Origin of the sequence: Pseudoalteromonas sp. PAST1 (assembly GCF_021532515.1) — a bacterium.
Lineage (GTDB): Bacteria > Pseudomonadota > Gammaproteobacteria > Enterobacterales > Alteromonadaceae > Pseudoalteromonas > Pseudoalteromonas simplex.
In genome coordinates this window covers 1-16,233 of sequence record NZ_JAKGBH010000034.1, presented here as the reverse complement: position 1 = coordinate 16,233, position 16,233 = coordinate 1, and the positions used below count along the sequence as shown (strand labels likewise).

Below are 16,233 nucleotides of genomic sequence, written 5' to 3'. Positions count from 1 at the left end.
GAAGCCGCTTTTTAAATCAATGTTATTCTGAAGGTGGGTTATCACCCGTTTCTTCAGTATTGGTATCGACTACTTCAACGGCCTCGCCTTCGATGGCTTCTAGCTCATCAACTTCGATTTCTTCGATACGTTGTAAACCAACTACTTGCTCTTCGTCAATAGTTCGTATCAAAATAACGCCTTGAGTATTACGACCAACCGTAGAAACCTCATTTACACGAGTACGTACTAAGGTACCGCGATTCGAGATAATCATGATTTCGTCGTTATCGTCAACTTGTACTGCACCAACCACAGCGCCATTACGCTCGCTTACTTTGATTGATACAACACCTTGTGTTGCACGGCTCTTCGATGGGTAATCTTCAAGTGCAGTACGCTTACCGTAACCGTTTTCTGTCACAGTTAGGATTGCGCCATCTGACTTAGGTACGATTAACGACACAACGCGTTGGTCGTCAGCCATCTTAATACCACGAACACCTGTTGCTGTACGACCCATTGGACGTACACCTTTGAAGCGGATTTCTGGGTTACCGTTTTCGTCTAGAACTGGGTTACCGTTTTCATCAACAACTGCTGACTCTTCTGCTTCTTTAAAGCGAACAACTTTACCAGCATCAGTGAATAGCATGATTTCATTCGTGCCATCAGTGATATCAACACCAATTAGGCTATCGCCTTCATTTAGGTTAACTGCGATGATACCGCTCGCACGTTGACGGCTGTATGCTGTAAGTGGTGTTTTCTTAACTGTACCAAACGCAGTTGCCATGAAGATGTATTTATCTTCTTCGTACTCACGTACTGGTAAAATAGCAGTAATACGCTCATCAGCTTCAAGAGGTAATAAGTTAACAATTGGCTTACCACGCGCTGCACGGCTTGCTAATGGTAACTGATATACTTTCAACCAGTATAAGCGACCTGCTGTTGAGAAACATAAGATTGTATCGTGCGTGTTAGCAACTAATAGACGTTCGATGAAGTCTTCATCTTTCATCTTCGTTGCTGACTTACCTTTACCACCACGACGCTGTGCTTCGTAATCCGATAATGGTTGATACTTAACGTAACCTTCGTGAGAAAGCGTTACAACAACGTCTTCTTCATTGATTAGGTCTTCAAGGCTAATATCGTGAGCTGCTGCACTGATTTCAGTACGACGTTCGTCACCATATTGCTCTTTAATTTCTACTAGCTCGTCGCGGATAACTTCCATTAAACGCTCTGGGCTTGAAAGAATATGTAAAAGCTCAGCAATTAGATCAAGAAGTGTTTGATACTCGTCTAAGATCTTCTCATGCTCAAGACCTGTTAGTTTGTGTAAACGTAAGTCTAGAATTGCTTGTGCTTGTTGCTCAGATAAATAGTACTGACCGTCACGGATACCTAAATCAGCCGCTAACCAATCAGGACGTGCAACGTTATCTTCACCTGCTTTTTCAAGCATTGCTTTAACAGTGCCTAGTTCCCAAGAACGTGCTGTTAGTGCCGCTTTTGCTTCTGCTGGTGTTGGTGACTTACGAATTAGTTCGATAATTGGGTCGATATTCGCAAGGGCAATCGCTAAACCTTCAAGCGTGTGAGCACGATCACGGGCTTTACGTAAATCGAATACAGTACGACGTGTAACAACTTCACGGCGGTGTACGATAAACGCTTCAAGCATTTCTTTTAAGTTGAAACACTTAGGTTGGTTGTTATCAAGTGCAACCATGTTCATACCAAACACAGTTTGTAACTGAGTTTGTGCATAAAGGTTGTTTAAGATTACTTCACCAACATCACCACGTTTGATTTCGATAACGATACGCATACCGTCTTTATCTGATTCGTCACGTAGTGCACTAATACCTTCAATCTTCTTATCTTTAACAAGCTCTGCGATCTTTTCGATTAGGCGTGCTTTGTTAACTTGATAAGGGATTTCGTGAACGATGATTGTTTCACGACCGGTTTTTTCGTCAACTTCGATTTCAGCACGAGCACGGATATATACCTTACCACGACCTGTTAGGTACGCTTGCTCAATGCCTTTTTTACCATTGATAATCGCCGCAGTCGGGAAATCTGGACCTGGGATATATTCAATAAGGTCAGCAATTGACATATCAGGGTTTTGAATAAGCGCTAAACAGCCATTGATAACTTCTGTTAAGTTATGAGGTGGAATGTTCGTTGCCATACCAACCGCGATACCTGAAGAACCGTTTACTAGTAAGTTAGGTACTTTTGTAGGTAATACGTCAGGAATTTGCTCAGTACCGTCGTAGTTAGGTACGTAATCAACCGTTTCTTTTTCTAAATCAGCTAATAATTCATGTGACATTTTCGCCATACGGACTTCCGTATAACGCATTGCTGCCGCAGAGTCACCGTCAACAGAACCAAAGTTACCTTGGCCGTCAACAAGCATATAGCGTAATGAGAAAGGCTGCGCCATACGAACGATGGTGTCATATACCGCGCTGTCGCCATGTGGGTGGTACTTACCGATTACATCACCAACAACACGTGCTGATTTCTTGTAAGGTTTATTCCAATCATTATTGAGTTCGTTCATTGCGAATAAAACGCGGCGGTGAACTGGCTTTAAGCCGTCGCGTACGTCTGGCAATGCACGTCCTACGATTACACTCATCGCGTAATCAAGGTAGGAGTTTTTTAATTCATCTTCAATATTGACTGGCAGAATTTCATTGGCGAGATCAGTCATTTGATTTCACATTCCTTCAGTATTGACTCATTAAGAGGCAAACCGCCGTCTTAAGAGCTTTAGTTATTATTTCCAGACCATGCTATCACAATTTATTTAGATTTACAGGCGCTAAATCTTTGCGATTTATTAATTTCCCCCTATATAATGGCCTCAGATTAACGAGGAAGTTTTTTATGACCGAGCATCAAAATGTAGATAATGCAGAAATTGCAAAGTTTGAAGCCATCGCAGAACGTTGGTGGGACCGCGACGGAGAGTTCAAACCCCTTCATGAAATAAATCCTCTTCGCTTGGATTTTGTCGCTGATAAAGTAGGCGGCTTATTTGATAAGGAAACCTTAGATGTTGGCTGTGGTGGCGGCATCTTAAGTGAAAGTATGGCGCGTATGGGCGCTAAAGTAACCGGTATCGATATGGGCCAAGAGCCACTTACCGTTGCTAAGTTACATAGTTTAGAAACAGGCGTACCTGTTGATTATATAAAAGTACCTGCAGAGCAATTCGCTGCTGAGCACCCTGCTCGCTTTGATGTAGTGACTTGTATGGAAATGCTTGAGCATGTTCCAGACCCTGCTTCTATTATTCGTGCTGTAGCAGACCTTGCTAAACCGGGCGCTGATGTGTTCTTTTCAACATTAAATAAAACACCAAAAGCCTACTTGTTTGCTATTGTCGGTGCTGAAAAGCTTTTAAAAATGGTGCCTGAAGGTACGCATGACCATAAAAAGTTTATCAAACCTGCGCAGCTTATTGCATGGGCAGAAGAAGCAGGATTAAAAGTACGCGCCAGTACCGGTCTTCACTATAACCCGTTTTCTAAGCAGTACAGCTTAAATGATGATGTAAGTGTTAATTACATCCTGCACTTTGAGAAACTAGCCTAATGAGTGGTGTGCAAACACCCTCTATCGATTTTGATGCGTTTATCTTTGATTTAGATGGCACACTACTCGATACCGCGGATGACTTAGGTGGTGCATTAAACCGCGTGTTAGCAGACGCCAATGTGGCGCCTGTTGCTGAGCATGTTTATCGCCCTGCTGCGTCTAACGGTGCAAAAGCATTATTAGAAGTAGGGTTTGGGGATAAATGGCCCGAACTTGAACAACTCGCCTTGCGCCAGCAGCTTCTTGACTATTACGCCGAAGATATTGCTGTGCACAGTAAATGCTTCAACGGCATCGAACAGCTTTTAATTGCACTTGAGCAAAACAATATTAAGTGGGGCATTATGACTAATAAGCCCGGCTTTTTAACTGAGCCCTTAGTGCAGGCTATTCCCTCCTTGCGTGATGCGAAGGCAGTTGTGAGTGGCGATACATTAGCTGTGTCAAAACCATCACCGGATCCACTATTACACACTGCTGAGATCTTAGATGTTGATCCGAGCCGTTGTTTATACATCGGTGATGCTGAACGTGATATTCAAGCTGCAAAAGCGGCCAATATGTACAGCGCAACAGCGTTATGGGGTTATATACCCAGTATAGACGCTGCACTTGGCTGGCAAGCGGATTTCAATTGGCAAACGCCGATTGATGGTTTAAACCATATATAGTGTTATTTGATAATTGAAACACCATATATTGTGATTTGATTTACTTTTGAGCATTCATTGATGATAAAAAAATCAGTCAAAATTTATTTTTCAAAACGGTAAATTTTCTGGATCTTTTGTTGATTTCTACAAATTTCGTCGTCTATGAATGTTCAAAGGTTAATGGTTACTAACACAATGCGCTTATCCAATAGTTATCCACAAATTGGGGCAATTCTATCCCTTGCAAAACAACTCAGACCACACTATCTTGTGATCTGCAATTTAAACAACACCAGATATTGTGGCTAAATGTTATTCAATTAGTTTATCTTGGTGTTGAATAATAATAATTACATTAAAGAATACCTTTGTCTTACAACTAAAATTTCCCAAGGAATACAGGCAAAACTATGAACCAACAGCTATCTGTAAGCAAACGTGACGGCCGTAAAGAGTCACTTGATCTAGATAAGATCCATCGCGTGATCGCTTGGGCCGCAGAAGGTCTAGAGAATGTGTCTGTCTCACAAGTTGAATTAAAATCACACATTCAATTTTATGACGGCATTCGTACCGATGACATTCATGAAACAATCATCAAAGCTGCAGCTGATCAGATCTCTAAAGATACGCCTGATTACCAATACCTCGCTGCTCGCTTAGCTGTATTCCATTTACGTAAAAAAGCATATGGTCAATTTGAGCCGCCGCGCTTATACGATCACATCACCAAATTAGTTGAAGACAAGCGTTATGATCAACACCTACTTGTTGATTATACCGAGCAAGAAATTGACGAGTTAGATGCTTACATCGATCACAACCGTGACTTAAACTTCAGCTACGCTGCTGTAAAGCAACTTGAAGGTAAGTATTTAGTTCAAAACCGTGTTACTGGTGAAATCTACGAAAGTGCACAGTTTTTATATATCTTAGTGGCTGCAAGCTTATTCTCTGATTATCCAAAAGAGACACGCCTTGATTACATCAAGCGTTTTTATGATGCAGTATCTACATTCAAAATTTCATTACCGACACCTATCATGGCAGGTGTACGTACCCCTACACGTCAGTTCAGCTCATGTGTACTTATTGAATGTGGTGATAGCCTAGATTCTATTAATGCAACATCGTCTGCGATTGTTAAATATGTTTCGCAACGTGCAGGTATTGGTATTAATGCCGGTCGCATCCGTGCCCTTGGTAGCCCTATTCGTAACGGCGAAGCGTACCATACAGGTTGTATTCCGTTTTATAAGCACTTCCAAACAGCAGTTAAGAGCTGTTCACAAGGTGGTGTTCGTGGCGGCGCAGCAACGCTGTTCTACCCACTTTGGCACTTAGAAGTTGAAAACCTACTTGTTCTTAAGAACAACCGTGGTGTTGATGATAACCGTGTACGTCACCTTGACTACGGTGTGCAGTTCAACAAATTAATGTATAGCCGTTTAATCAAAGACGATTACATCACATTATTTAGCCCATCAGATGTACCGGGTCTATACGATGCGTTCTTTGAAGATCAAGCAAAGTTTGATGAGCTATACATCAAATACGAGCAAGACGAGTCAATTCGTAAAAAACGTATTAAGGCGATTGAGTTATTCTCAATGTTTGCACAAGAGCGTGCCAGCACAGGTCGTATCTACTTGCAAAACGTTGACCACTGTAATACGCACAGCCCGTTCATCTCGACTGTGGCACCAATTCGTCAATCCAACTTATGTTTAGAAATTGCATTACCAACTAAGCCACTTAGCAATGTAATGGATGAAGAAGGTGAAATTGCACTTTGTACGCTGTCGGCGTTTAACTTAGGTGCAATTGAATCACTTGATGAATTAGAAGAGCTTGCTGAACTTGCAGTACGTGCCCTTGATAACTTACTTGATTTCCAAGACTACCCTGTTCCTGCGGCTAAAAACGCGACTATGGGTCGTCGTACGCTAGGTATTGGTGTTATTAACTACGCGTACTACTTAGCGAAAAATGGTAAGCGTTACTCAGATGGCAGCGCAAATGCCCTAACTCACAAGACATTTGAAGCAATTCAATATTACCTAATGAAAGCATCAAATGAGTTAGCGAAAGAACGTGGTGCGTGTCCTAAATTTAACGAGACAACGTATTCTCAAGGCATTATGCCAACAGATACTTACAAACGTGACCTAGATCAGTTCTGTGATGAGCCTCTTCACTTAGATTGGGATTCATTACGCGAGAGCATTAAAGAGCACGGTATGCGTAACTCAACGCTATCTGCCCTTATGCCTTCAGAGACATCATCGCAAATCTCTAACGCAACAAATGGTATCGAGCCACCACGTGGTCATATCAGCGTTAAAGCAAGTAAAGATGGTATCTTAAAGCAAGTAGTGCCAGATTATGAGAATCTGAAAGATAACTACGAGCTACTGTGGGATATTCCTTCAAACGATGGTTACCTACAACTGGTTGGTATTATGCAAAAATTCGTTGACCAAACGATCTCTGCAAACACTAACTATGATCCATCTAAGTACGAAGGCGGTAAAGTACCTATGAAGGTGCTATTAAAAGACCTACTGACTGCGTATAAACTTGGTGTTAAAACCCTGTACTATCACAACACACGTGATGGTGCATCAGACTCTCAAGATGAGTTAACACCAGAGGTAGAAGATGACGGTTGTGCAGGCGGCGCTTGTAAAATCTAATTAAATTAATAACATAACAAAAGCGGGCTCATTAGCCCGCTTTGTCCTGACTGTTTTTTGAGAAATCACTATGTCATATACAACTTTTAGCCGAAATCATAATAACCAATTACAAGAACCGATGTTTTTCGGCCAAACGGTAAACGTGTCACGTTACGACCAACAAAAGTACCCTATCTTCGAAAAGCTAATCGAAAAGCAACTTTCGTTCTTTTGGCGTCCGGAAGAAGTTGATGTAAGTAAAGACCGTCTTGACTTCCAAGCGTTACCAGAACACGAAAAGCACATATTTTTAAGCAACTTAAAATATCAAACGCTTCTTGATAGTGTACAAGGCCGTTCACCTAACGTTGCGTTATTACCTATTGTGTCTATTCCTGAGTTAGAAACTTGGATTGAAACATGGGCGTTCAGTGAAACCATTCATAGCCGTTCATACACGCACATTATTCGTAACGTTACGCAATCTCCTGAACTTATCTTTGACGATATTGTAAGCAACGAGAAGATCAGTGAGCGTGCTGATGCGGTAACTAAGTACTACGATGATTTAATTAACATGATTTCTGTTTACAACCTATATGGTGAAGGTAAACATGTGATCAACGGTGAAGAAGTTAAAGTCAGTTTATTTGACCTTAAAAAGCAACTTTACCTAGCAATGATGTCGGTTAACATCTTAGAAGCGATTCGTTTCTATGTAAGCTTTGCTTGTTCATTTGCTTTCGCTGAGCGTGAATTGATGGAAGGTAATGCAAAAATCATCAAGCTAATCGCCCGTGATGAAGCGCTACACTTATCTGGCACACAGCACATCTTGAACATTATGCAAGAAGGTAAAGACGACCCAGAAATGGCAATCGTTGCAGCACAATGTCGTGAAGAAGCAATTCAGATGTTTGTTGAAGCAGCAGAACAAGAAAAAGATTGGGCAGAATACCTGTTCAAAGATGGTTCTATGATTGGTCTTAACAAAGATATCTTATGCCAATACGTTGAATACATCACTAATGCACGTATGACTGCGGTAGGCCTACCTGCACAGTTCGAAAGTAAGAGTAACCCTATTCCGTGGATCAACTCTTGGTTAGTATCAGACAATGTTCAAGTTGCCCCACAAGAAGCTGAAATCAGCTCTTACCTTGTTGGTCAAATTGACTCTCAAGTTGATGCATCTGACTTTGGTGATTTCGACCTGTAATGAGCTCAAACACCACTGCAGAGGTTATCCTTGCAGGAACAGACAGCCAGAATCTTGAATTTGATTCTGGCTGTTCATCTCTCCTTGAATGCCTAGAACAACACAAAATAGATGTCCCCTACCAATGCCGTGAAGGTTATTGTGGCGCATGCCGTGCAAAATTAGTCGAAGGTGATGTGAGCTACAATCAAGAGCCGCTTGCGTTCGTTCGAACAGGCGAAGTATTGCTGTGTTGTAGTAAACCCAATGGCAAGGTAAAAATTGAGCTTTAATGCCAAATAAGCTTACTCGTTTGGTAGAAATTTTCTTTATCTGACACACTCACCATTTGCTGATCAATCGTAACATCCCACTGCAGATTTTTAGTTAGATGACTCGCTAATTCCTCAATAAAGCTGTTATCAAACGCAATTAAATGACCATTATTAATAAGTTCCAACTGGTGTTCATTTTCTTTAAGCCAGTCGTTGTTTAAGGTTGTCACGACCCACAGTTCATCAACCCGCTTCGCGATTTTATTAAGCTGCACAATATCCGGTTGGTCAACAGCAAGCCATGTTTGATAGTGGTCATCAAGCGCTTTTATTGACACATCCGGTTCAGCATGACTGAACCTTGCATTCAATATGGCTGTTTCGTTGTGTGAAAATAAGCAATAACTTAAAAGCTTGAGTACAAAGTGTTGATAGCTTTCACGACGGTCACAAGCAGTGGTAAACACCTCTTTGTGATTACGATGCTCTCTTAAATCAGCAATAGTAAAATTTGCTTTGAATACCCTATTTTTATCAGACATAAGATTCAGCCATCTCAGTGTAACAGTCTAAGTATAGTGTATGGTGATAAAATCGCGACTTAGGGTTAAGGTATAGGTAAAGTTATAGTATAACGTTATTGCGATTAATATTTTCAGCGTTATAATATAACGCAACACTCAACAACAAACTTAGAAGTAGTAATGATGAAACAAGTTTCAATTCTTTCTAGTGCTGTTGCCGCTGCGCTGTTTTCTCAATCAACAATGGCTGCTGTGATCACAGGTCAAGTATTAGATAAAAACCAACAACCTATCAGCAATGCTGAAATACATGTACACGGCAAATCACAAAGCGTTGTGACTGACAAACAAGGTCAGTTTAAAATTGATGTAGACAATAAAGGTCAGCTTCACATCAGTAAAAACAATTTCATCGATAAGCGTATTGCTATTAATGGCGAAGACCAAAATGTTGTGGTTACGCTTACACCAACCTCAGTTGAAACAGTTGTTGTTTATGCATCAGCGCTTCATAAAAATAGTCTTGAAATGATTTCGCCTGTGAATGTTTTAGCCGGTGATGAGTTAAAAGACAAAGCAAAACCGACATTAGGCGAAACACTAAAAGGTTTACCGGGCGTTAATGCTAGCTACTTTGGCCCAGTTTCATCAAGCCCAATTATTCGTGGTTTAGATGGTCCGCGTGTGAAGATCACCCAAAATGGCCTTGATAGCAGTGATGCATCTCGTATCGGCCCTGACCACGCAACATCAAATGACAGCCTAGCAGCAGAGCAAATCGAAGTACTTCGCGGCCCTGCTACTCTACTTTATGGCTCTGGCGCTATCGGTGGTGTGGTGAACGTTGTTGATAACCGTATTCCTACCGATAACATCGAGTCTTTAACCGGCGCTGCTCAATATACACACGATACAGTATCTAATACCAACACCTATGCTGCAAAACTTGAAACCGGTAACGATGGTTTCAACTTCCATTTTGACGGTACTAAGCGCAAAGGTCACGATTACGACACACCGAACTTTGAGCTTCCTGAGGAACATGAAGAGCATGAAGGTGAAGAACATGAAGAACACGAAACTGCTAATAGCGTAGAAAACACCTTTATTGATAGCCAAACAGTTAATTTTGGTACTAGTTACGTGGGCGATCATCTAACGCTAGGTGTGTCATACGGCCGCATCGAAACAGATTATGGTATTCCTGCTCATGAGCATCATCATCATGAAGAAGAGGAAGATCATGACGAACATGAAGGTGAAGAAGAGCACGAAGAATCAGTATTTGCACAGCTAGAGCAAGATCGCTGGCAAGGCTACATGAGCTATGCACTTCATGATAACTGGATTGAAAATATCTCACTACGCGTTGGCTACACAGACTACAAACACGCTGAAATTGAAGATGGTGCAGTGGGCACCGTGTTTACAAACAAAACAACCGAAGCACGTGCAACCGTTGAGCACAAGTTAGGCCTTTGGCACGGCATGGCTGGTTATCACTACACTGAGTCTGACTATGATGCAGATGGTGAAGAAGCATTTACGCCAGCAAGTGTCACTAAAACAAACGCGTTATTCGTTCTTGAAGAGCGCCAGTTTGGTGATGTGACCATTGAGCTAGGTGCACGCCTTGAAGATTATCAAATCGATTCTGCTGTAAGCATGGCTGAGCATCATCATGATCACGATCATGAAGAAGAAGAAGAGTACCATGACGAAGAAGAAGCTGAAATCATTAACTACAGTGAAGATTTCACAAACCTAAGCTTATCTGCAGGTGCAATTTGGCAATATCAAGAAGGCCAAAGTGTTGCTTTAAGTGTATCTCGTTCAGAACGTGCGCCGCTAAGTGCTGAATTACTTTCAAACGGTATTCATATCTCAACAGGTACTTACGAGCTAGGCCTTGGTTATCATATTGAAGATGGCGAAATTCATTTTGAGCCAGAAGATATCGAGCAAGAAACTGCAACGAACTTTGATCTAAGTTTCCGTCGTTTTATTGGTGACTTTGGTTACACAGTTAACTTCTTCTATAACGACATTGAAAACTACTACTTCCAGCAAAATACCGGTTTAGTTTTCGATGAAGAGCATGGCTTAGAATCTGCAGCTGATGCAGATGAAGATGCAATGGCGGTTTATCAATTCACAAGTAAAGATGCGAAATTATACGGTATTGAATTTGACGTACACTATCAAGTGACGCCAAATGCGCTAGTTAAAGTGTTTGGTGATTCAACAACGGCTAAGCTAAAAGATGATGAAGGTTATTTACCGCGTATTCCGGCTAATAAACTAGGTTCTGAATTACAGTACACAGTGTCTGATTGGAAGTTTAGCCTAACCGGTACTCATTATTTTGAGCAGTCTGACATTACTGCTTACGAGACAAAAACTGACGGTTATACCCTATTTGATGCATCAGCTAACTACCAACTTGACTTAGGTCCTGTTGATACACAGCTTTACATCAATGTTGACAACTTAACCGATGAACTTGGTTTCGTACACAGCTCATTCATTAAAGAAAAAGCACCACTACCTGGTCGTAACTTCAGCTTAGGTATTCGCGGTTATTTCTAATCGCTTTCAATAGTTATAAAAAAACCCTTTCACTTTTAAAGTGAAAGGGTTTTTTATTAAGCATAGAAACTTAACAAAATTAGGTATTAGCCCTTTTGTTCAATCTTTGCCCATGAATCACGAAGACCCACAGTTTGATTGAATACTAATGTTTCTGCTTTGCTATCACGACAGAAGTAACCTGTACGCTCAAACTGGAAGCCCTGCTCTGCTTGTGCATTTGCAAGTGACGGCTCAACTTTCGCATTTTCAAGAACCACAAGTGATTCAGGGTTTAGTGTTGCGTTAAAGTCTTCTGCTGCCGCTGGGTTTGGCACGTTAAATAAACGGTCGTATAAACGAACTTCAGCTGTGATAGATTCACTTGCTGATACCCAGTGAATTACACCTTTAACCTTACGGCCATCACTTGGGTTTTTACCCAAAGTTTCAGGATCGTAAGAGCAGAAGATAGTTGTAATTTCGCCGTTTTCGTCTTTTTCAACGCGCTCAGCTTTAATTACATACGCACCACGTAAACGTACTTCTTTATCAAGAACTAAACGCTTAAACTTATTGTTTGCTTCTTCACGGAAGTCTTCACGCTCGATATAAAGTTCACGAGTGAAAGGTACGTCACGGCGACCCATCTCTTCTTTATTCGGGTGATTTGCTACAGACAATGTTTCTACTTTATCTGCGTCATAGTTTTCGATAACAATCTTCACCGGATCAAGAACAGCCATTGCACGAGGTGCATGTTCATTTAGGTCTTCACGGATACAAGCTTCTAGCATGCCCATTTCAACCATGTTTTCTTGTTTAGTGATACCGATACGAGAACAGAACTCACGCACTGATGCAGGTGTATAACCACGACGACGTAGACCAGCAATCGTTGGCATACGTGGGTCATCCCAGCCTTCAACATGACCATTTACTACTAAGTCGTTTAATTTACGCTTAGACATAATGGTGTACTCAAGATTTAATCGTGAGAACTCGATTTGTTGCGGATGACACTCAAGGCTGATGTTATCTAATACCCAATCGTATAAGCGACGGTTATCTTGGAACTCAAGCGTACATAATGAATGTGTAATACCTTCTAGCGCATCTGAAATACAGTGCGTGAAGTCGTACATTGGGTAAATGCACCACTTGTCACCTGTTTGGTGGTGATGAGCAAAACGTACACGGTATAAAATTGGATCACGCAATACCATGAATGAGCTTGCCATATCGATTTTAGCACGCAGTACACATTCGCCTTCTTTGAACTCACCATTACGCATTTTTTCGAATAGCGCTAGGTTTTCTTCAACTGGCGTATCACGGTGTGGGCTATTTTTACCCGGCTCTTTTAAAGTACCACGGTATTCACGGGCTTGATCTGGCGATAAGAAACACACATACGCTAGGCCTTTTTCGATAAGCTCAACAGCATAGCCGTATAACGCATCGAAATAGTTAGATGAATATTTAATTTCACCATCCCACTGGAAACCTAACCACTGCACATCTTCTTTAATCGAATTTACGTAGTTGATGTCTTCTTTTTCTGGATTCGTATCATCAAAACGTAAGTTACAAAGACCTTGATAATCTTGGGCGATACCAAAATTCAAACAAATAGACTTTGCATGACCAATGTGTAAAAAACCGTTTGGTTCTGGTGGAAAACGCGTGTGTGTAGACGCATGCTTACCGCTTGCTAGATCTTCGTCGATACGCGTTCTAATAAAGTTACTTGGGCGATTCTCAATTTCCGCCATAGGAGCATAATCCTCTGAATATTGCATGGTGACAAAACTAATGCATTATTACAAAAACAAACCCTAACATACAGTGGTTGCATCATGTTTATTGAAGATATTACGTCGATTGTTGAATACATAGTTCACAGACTGGACAAAATCGGTAAAAAAATTGTTCTAACGCAATAAAATGATCATTGACTAGCGATATAGTGCCGTCAGTTTCACTACCAATAAGGAAAAGAGATGGCTTCGCTCAATCAACATCGAGTCTATATTCCAAGCTCAGCACGTGCAAACCAGTATGTGTTAGTTGAATTTAAACCTACTGATGAGTTTTTTGCCCAGTTCACCAACGTGAGCTGTGCTTATAAGCGTCTTGCAAGGGAGTTATTTGCACTATGTGATGAGTATGAATTACATAATGTACACCTAATCGCCAACGATAAACTGCCAGTGGTTCGTTACCATGATGAGGCATATAGCTTAGAAACCGCTAAGCAAATTTTGTTTTTCTATAACCCACAATACCATGAAGCACATAATGTATTTGCTGATGGTGAGCAAAAATGCAAAAAAATTCGTTTATTATTCTTAGCGACCGGTGAAGATATTCGCGCTCATGCGGCTAGTTTTCATCATAATGTGCAAAGAGTGATCAACTCACTACAAGAAAAGCTACTAAGCGGCCAACCACCTCTTAAAATTCGTGACCACCAACACCTAACTTATGATTTATTTGCTAAAGCAAAAGGTCACAAAGAAAGCTATGGCTATAAATTACGTAGCTTATACCCACGTTACCAGTCTCGCCAATGTCATGTGCCAAATGAACACAGTGAGATGACATACGCTGGGTTTTCGATTCCAGTAACTCGTGCCATTAAAACGCAATTTCAGCATATGTTGAATGAAGAGAATTATACGCAGTTTTATCAATACATCTTTGATGCCTTCAAACGAGCATGTGATAAACGCGGCTTAAAACTCGGTGCTTTCATCGCTAACGGTACCCGCCCTATTGTTCGTAATAGCAATATTGATAACGCACAAAGTAACAGCGAACTACAAAAGTTAACCTTTGATTGCAGCTCTGAAAAAGTGCAATTACAACAGTACTGGGATGCAGATCAACTTGTAGATTCGCTACATTTTGTGATTGCCGCAGCCGATAAAGACAAGCATGACATTGGTTATGGTAAGTTTATGAATCAAGTGCAAAGTGCGATAAATGAAGTTACTGACGAGCTGGCGTTTAATCCGACTCGCCAAGATTTACGTGTGCGTTTTTATCAGCACATTAACTATCAATATTAAGAGTATAAGCGGTGACGCATGCGTCACCGCTTATTACCTAGTTTAGTTAAATCTAGACGCAATACTTTAGAGCGGCGTTCATGATTATATAGCGCTTTTTTCTTCGCAGGTAGTTCATCAACTGTCACTATTTCAAAGCTTTGCTCTAAAAACCAGTGAATGCTGCGTGTGGTGAGAGCAAATAAATGCGAATAACCTGCACGTTTAGCCTTGTTAATAATAAACCTCAGTAGATAACTTCCGCGGTCGGCATCTCGGTACTGAGGGTGAACAGCCAAACTTGCAAATTCTCCAACCTGTTCGTCAGCAAACGGATATAGCGCAGCACAGGCAATGATTAGCCCATCACGCTCGATAACCGTAAATTGTTCAATTTCGATTTCTAGCTGTTCACGAGAACGACGCACCAAATAGCCTTGCTGTTCAAGGGGTCTAATAAGGTTAATGATACCGGTAATATCAGCAATACTGGCACTTCGTAATTGCTCAGAGCTTTGCGGTGCGATTTGTGTACCAATACCATCTAAAGAGAACAGCTCTTGTAATAAGGCGCCATCTTCTTTGTAACTAACAAGATGGCAACGATGTACGCCACCTCGACAAGCATCAATTGCAGCTTGTAAGAATACGGTTGCGCTGACACATGAGTCAGGTTGCTTGCGGTAGCTTGCTAATAGTTGCTCAGCTTCATTTGGCATTAGCTCTGCAATTGCTTCACCATTTTCATCCAAAATACCGGCTTCTTGACAAAAGCCAAGCATTTTATCGGCGCGAAGCTTGAGCGCTACTTGCGTAGCAATTTCTTCAGCAGTTAAGTTAAAGCTTTCACCTGTAACAGACGCCGCTATTGGCCCAAGCAGAACAATTCCGTTGTTATCTAACTGGTGGCGAATACCCGCAACATCAATACGTCTCACTCTACCTGAATGATGATAGTCAACACCTTCATCAACACCTAAAGGCTGAGCAATAACAAAATTACCACTCACCACATTTAAAAATGAGCCAGACATTGGTGTACTACTTAAAGACGTAGATAAACGCGCGGTTATATCGAACTGCATTGCACCCGCAACTTTCTTAATTACATCAAATGTTGCGTTATCAGTTACCCGTATCTCATTATGAAACTGACTAGTTATGCCAACTTGCTCAAGCGCTGCGTTAAACTGTGGGCGAGCACCAAACACTAAAACAATCTTAATACCAAGACTAGTTAATAACGCGACATCGTTGATGATGCTGCGACAACCAGACTGATCGATCGCCTCCCCGCCAAGCATAACAACGAATGTTTTACCGCGGTGAGCATTAACGTATGGGGTTGACTGGCGAAATCCATCTACCAATTCTGTGGTACGCACGTAATATTTACCTTATTAAAGTCGAATGTTTTAATAAAAACAGATATACAAGCCACAAGTGTAGAGAATTTATATTCACAAATAAAGCATTATTATTCTTAATTTGTAGGTGGAATTTTCGTGCGAGTTATAAGAAAGGGATAAATACAAAAAAGGCCCGCATTAGCGTAATGCTGATCAGTTAAGAATATTTTTATGATCACTTGACTGATCTTTTCATAGCTTCAAAATCCGATATTAGAAATAATATCGGATTTTTTATGTCTCTAATTCAGCACTTCGATGATATG

The 16,233-nt window shown here is 41.1% G+C and carries 11 protein-coding genes; 7 read left to right on the top strand and 4 right to left on the bottom strand.

The features are described from left to right. Positions 1 to 22: 22 nt before the first annotated feature. A complete protein-coding gene (gyrA, locus tag L1272_RS15910) occupies positions 23 to 2,719 on the bottom strand; it encodes a DNA topoisomerase (ATP-hydrolyzing) subunit A (RefSeq protein ID WP_138600685.1) in 2,697 nt (898 codons plus the stop codon). A 176-nt stretch (positions 2,720 to 2,895) separates the two neighbouring features. Here gyrA and ubiG point away from each other — a divergent pair, with 176 nt between their 5' ends. The 5 genes from ubiG (at position 2,896) to yfaE (ending at position 8,431) form a co-directional block, all read left to right on the top strand. Continuing rightward, positions 2,896 to 3,606 (top strand): bifunctional 2-polyprenyl-6-hydroxyphenol methylase/3-demethylubiquinol 3-O-methyltransferase UbiG, encoded by a 711-nt coding sequence (gene ubiG / locus L1272_RS15905; RefSeq protein ID WP_054551355.1) that lies wholly within the window; start codon positions 2,896 to 2,898, stop codon positions 3,604 to 3,606. Beyond that, entirely contained in the window at positions 3,606 to 4,280 is a 675-nt protein-coding gene (locus L1272_RS15900; protein WP_199529665.1) for an HAD family hydrolase, read from the top strand. Before ubiG ends, L1272_RS15900 begins: the two co-directional genes overlap by 1 nt. A 392-nt stretch (positions 4,281 to 4,672) precedes the next feature. Next, complete coding sequence (nrdA, locus tag L1272_RS15895) at positions 4,673 to 6,958, top strand: class 1a ribonucleoside-diphosphate reductase subunit alpha (RefSeq protein WP_054551357.1); 2,286 nt, start codon at positions 4,673 to 4,675, stop codon at positions 6,956 to 6,958. A gap of 70 nt (positions 6,959 to 7,028) precedes the next feature. Continuing rightward, on the top strand, positions 7,029 to 8,159 hold the full coding sequence (gene nrdB, locus L1272_RS15890; protein ID WP_054551358.1) for a class Ia ribonucleoside-diphosphate reductase subunit beta: 1,131 nt from the start codon (positions 7,029 to 7,031) through the stop codon (positions 8,157 to 8,159). Then, positions 8,159 to 8,431: a class I ribonucleotide reductase maintenance protein YfaE gene (gene yfaE, locus L1272_RS15885; protein ID WP_054551359.1), complete on the top strand. Its 273-nt coding sequence runs from the start codon at positions 8,159 to 8,161 to the stop codon at positions 8,429 to 8,431. Before nrdB ends, yfaE begins: the two co-directional genes overlap by 1 nt. On the opposite strand, the gene L1272_RS15880 is transcribed toward yfaE, so the two are convergent. Further along, positions 8,428 to 8,955 (bottom strand): YaeQ family protein, encoded by a 528-nt coding sequence (locus tag L1272_RS15880; RefSeq protein WP_054551360.1) that lies wholly within the window; start codon positions 8,953 to 8,955, stop codon positions 8,428 to 8,430. The genes yfaE and L1272_RS15880 overlap by 4 nt on opposite strands. A gap of 165 nt (positions 8,956 to 9,120) precedes the next feature. Between L1272_RS15880 and L1272_RS15875 the strand changes: the two genes are divergently transcribed. Continuing rightward, positions 9,121 to 11,526, top strand: coding sequence for a TonB-dependent receptor (locus L1272_RS15875; protein ID WP_235373842.1), 2,406 nt, complete (start codon positions 9,121 to 9,123; stop codon positions 11,524 to 11,526). Positions 11,527 to 11,612: 86 nt separating this feature from the next. Here the strand turns inward: L1272_RS15875 and glnS are convergent, their stop codons facing one another. Further along, entirely contained in the window at positions 11,613 to 13,280 is a 1,668-nt protein-coding gene (gene glnS / locus L1272_RS15870) for a glutamine--tRNA ligase (protein ID WP_054551362.1), read from the bottom strand. Between the two features lie 228 nt (positions 13,281 to 13,508). Here glnS and L1272_RS15865 point away from each other — a divergent pair, with 228 nt between their 5' ends. After that, complete coding sequence (locus L1272_RS15865) at positions 13,509 to 14,579, top strand: DUF3083 family protein (protein WP_235373831.1); 1,071 nt, start codon at positions 13,509 to 13,511, stop codon at positions 14,577 to 14,579. 23 nt (positions 14,580 to 14,602) lie between these two features. On the opposite strand, the gene argA is transcribed toward L1272_RS15865, so the two are convergent. Then, on the bottom strand, positions 14,603 to 15,943 hold the full coding sequence (gene argA, locus L1272_RS15860) for an amino-acid N-acetyltransferase (RefSeq protein WP_235373830.1): 1,341 nt from the start codon (positions 15,941 to 15,943) through the stop codon (positions 14,603 to 14,605). Between the last annotated feature and the right edge of the window lie 290 nt (positions 15,944 to 16,233).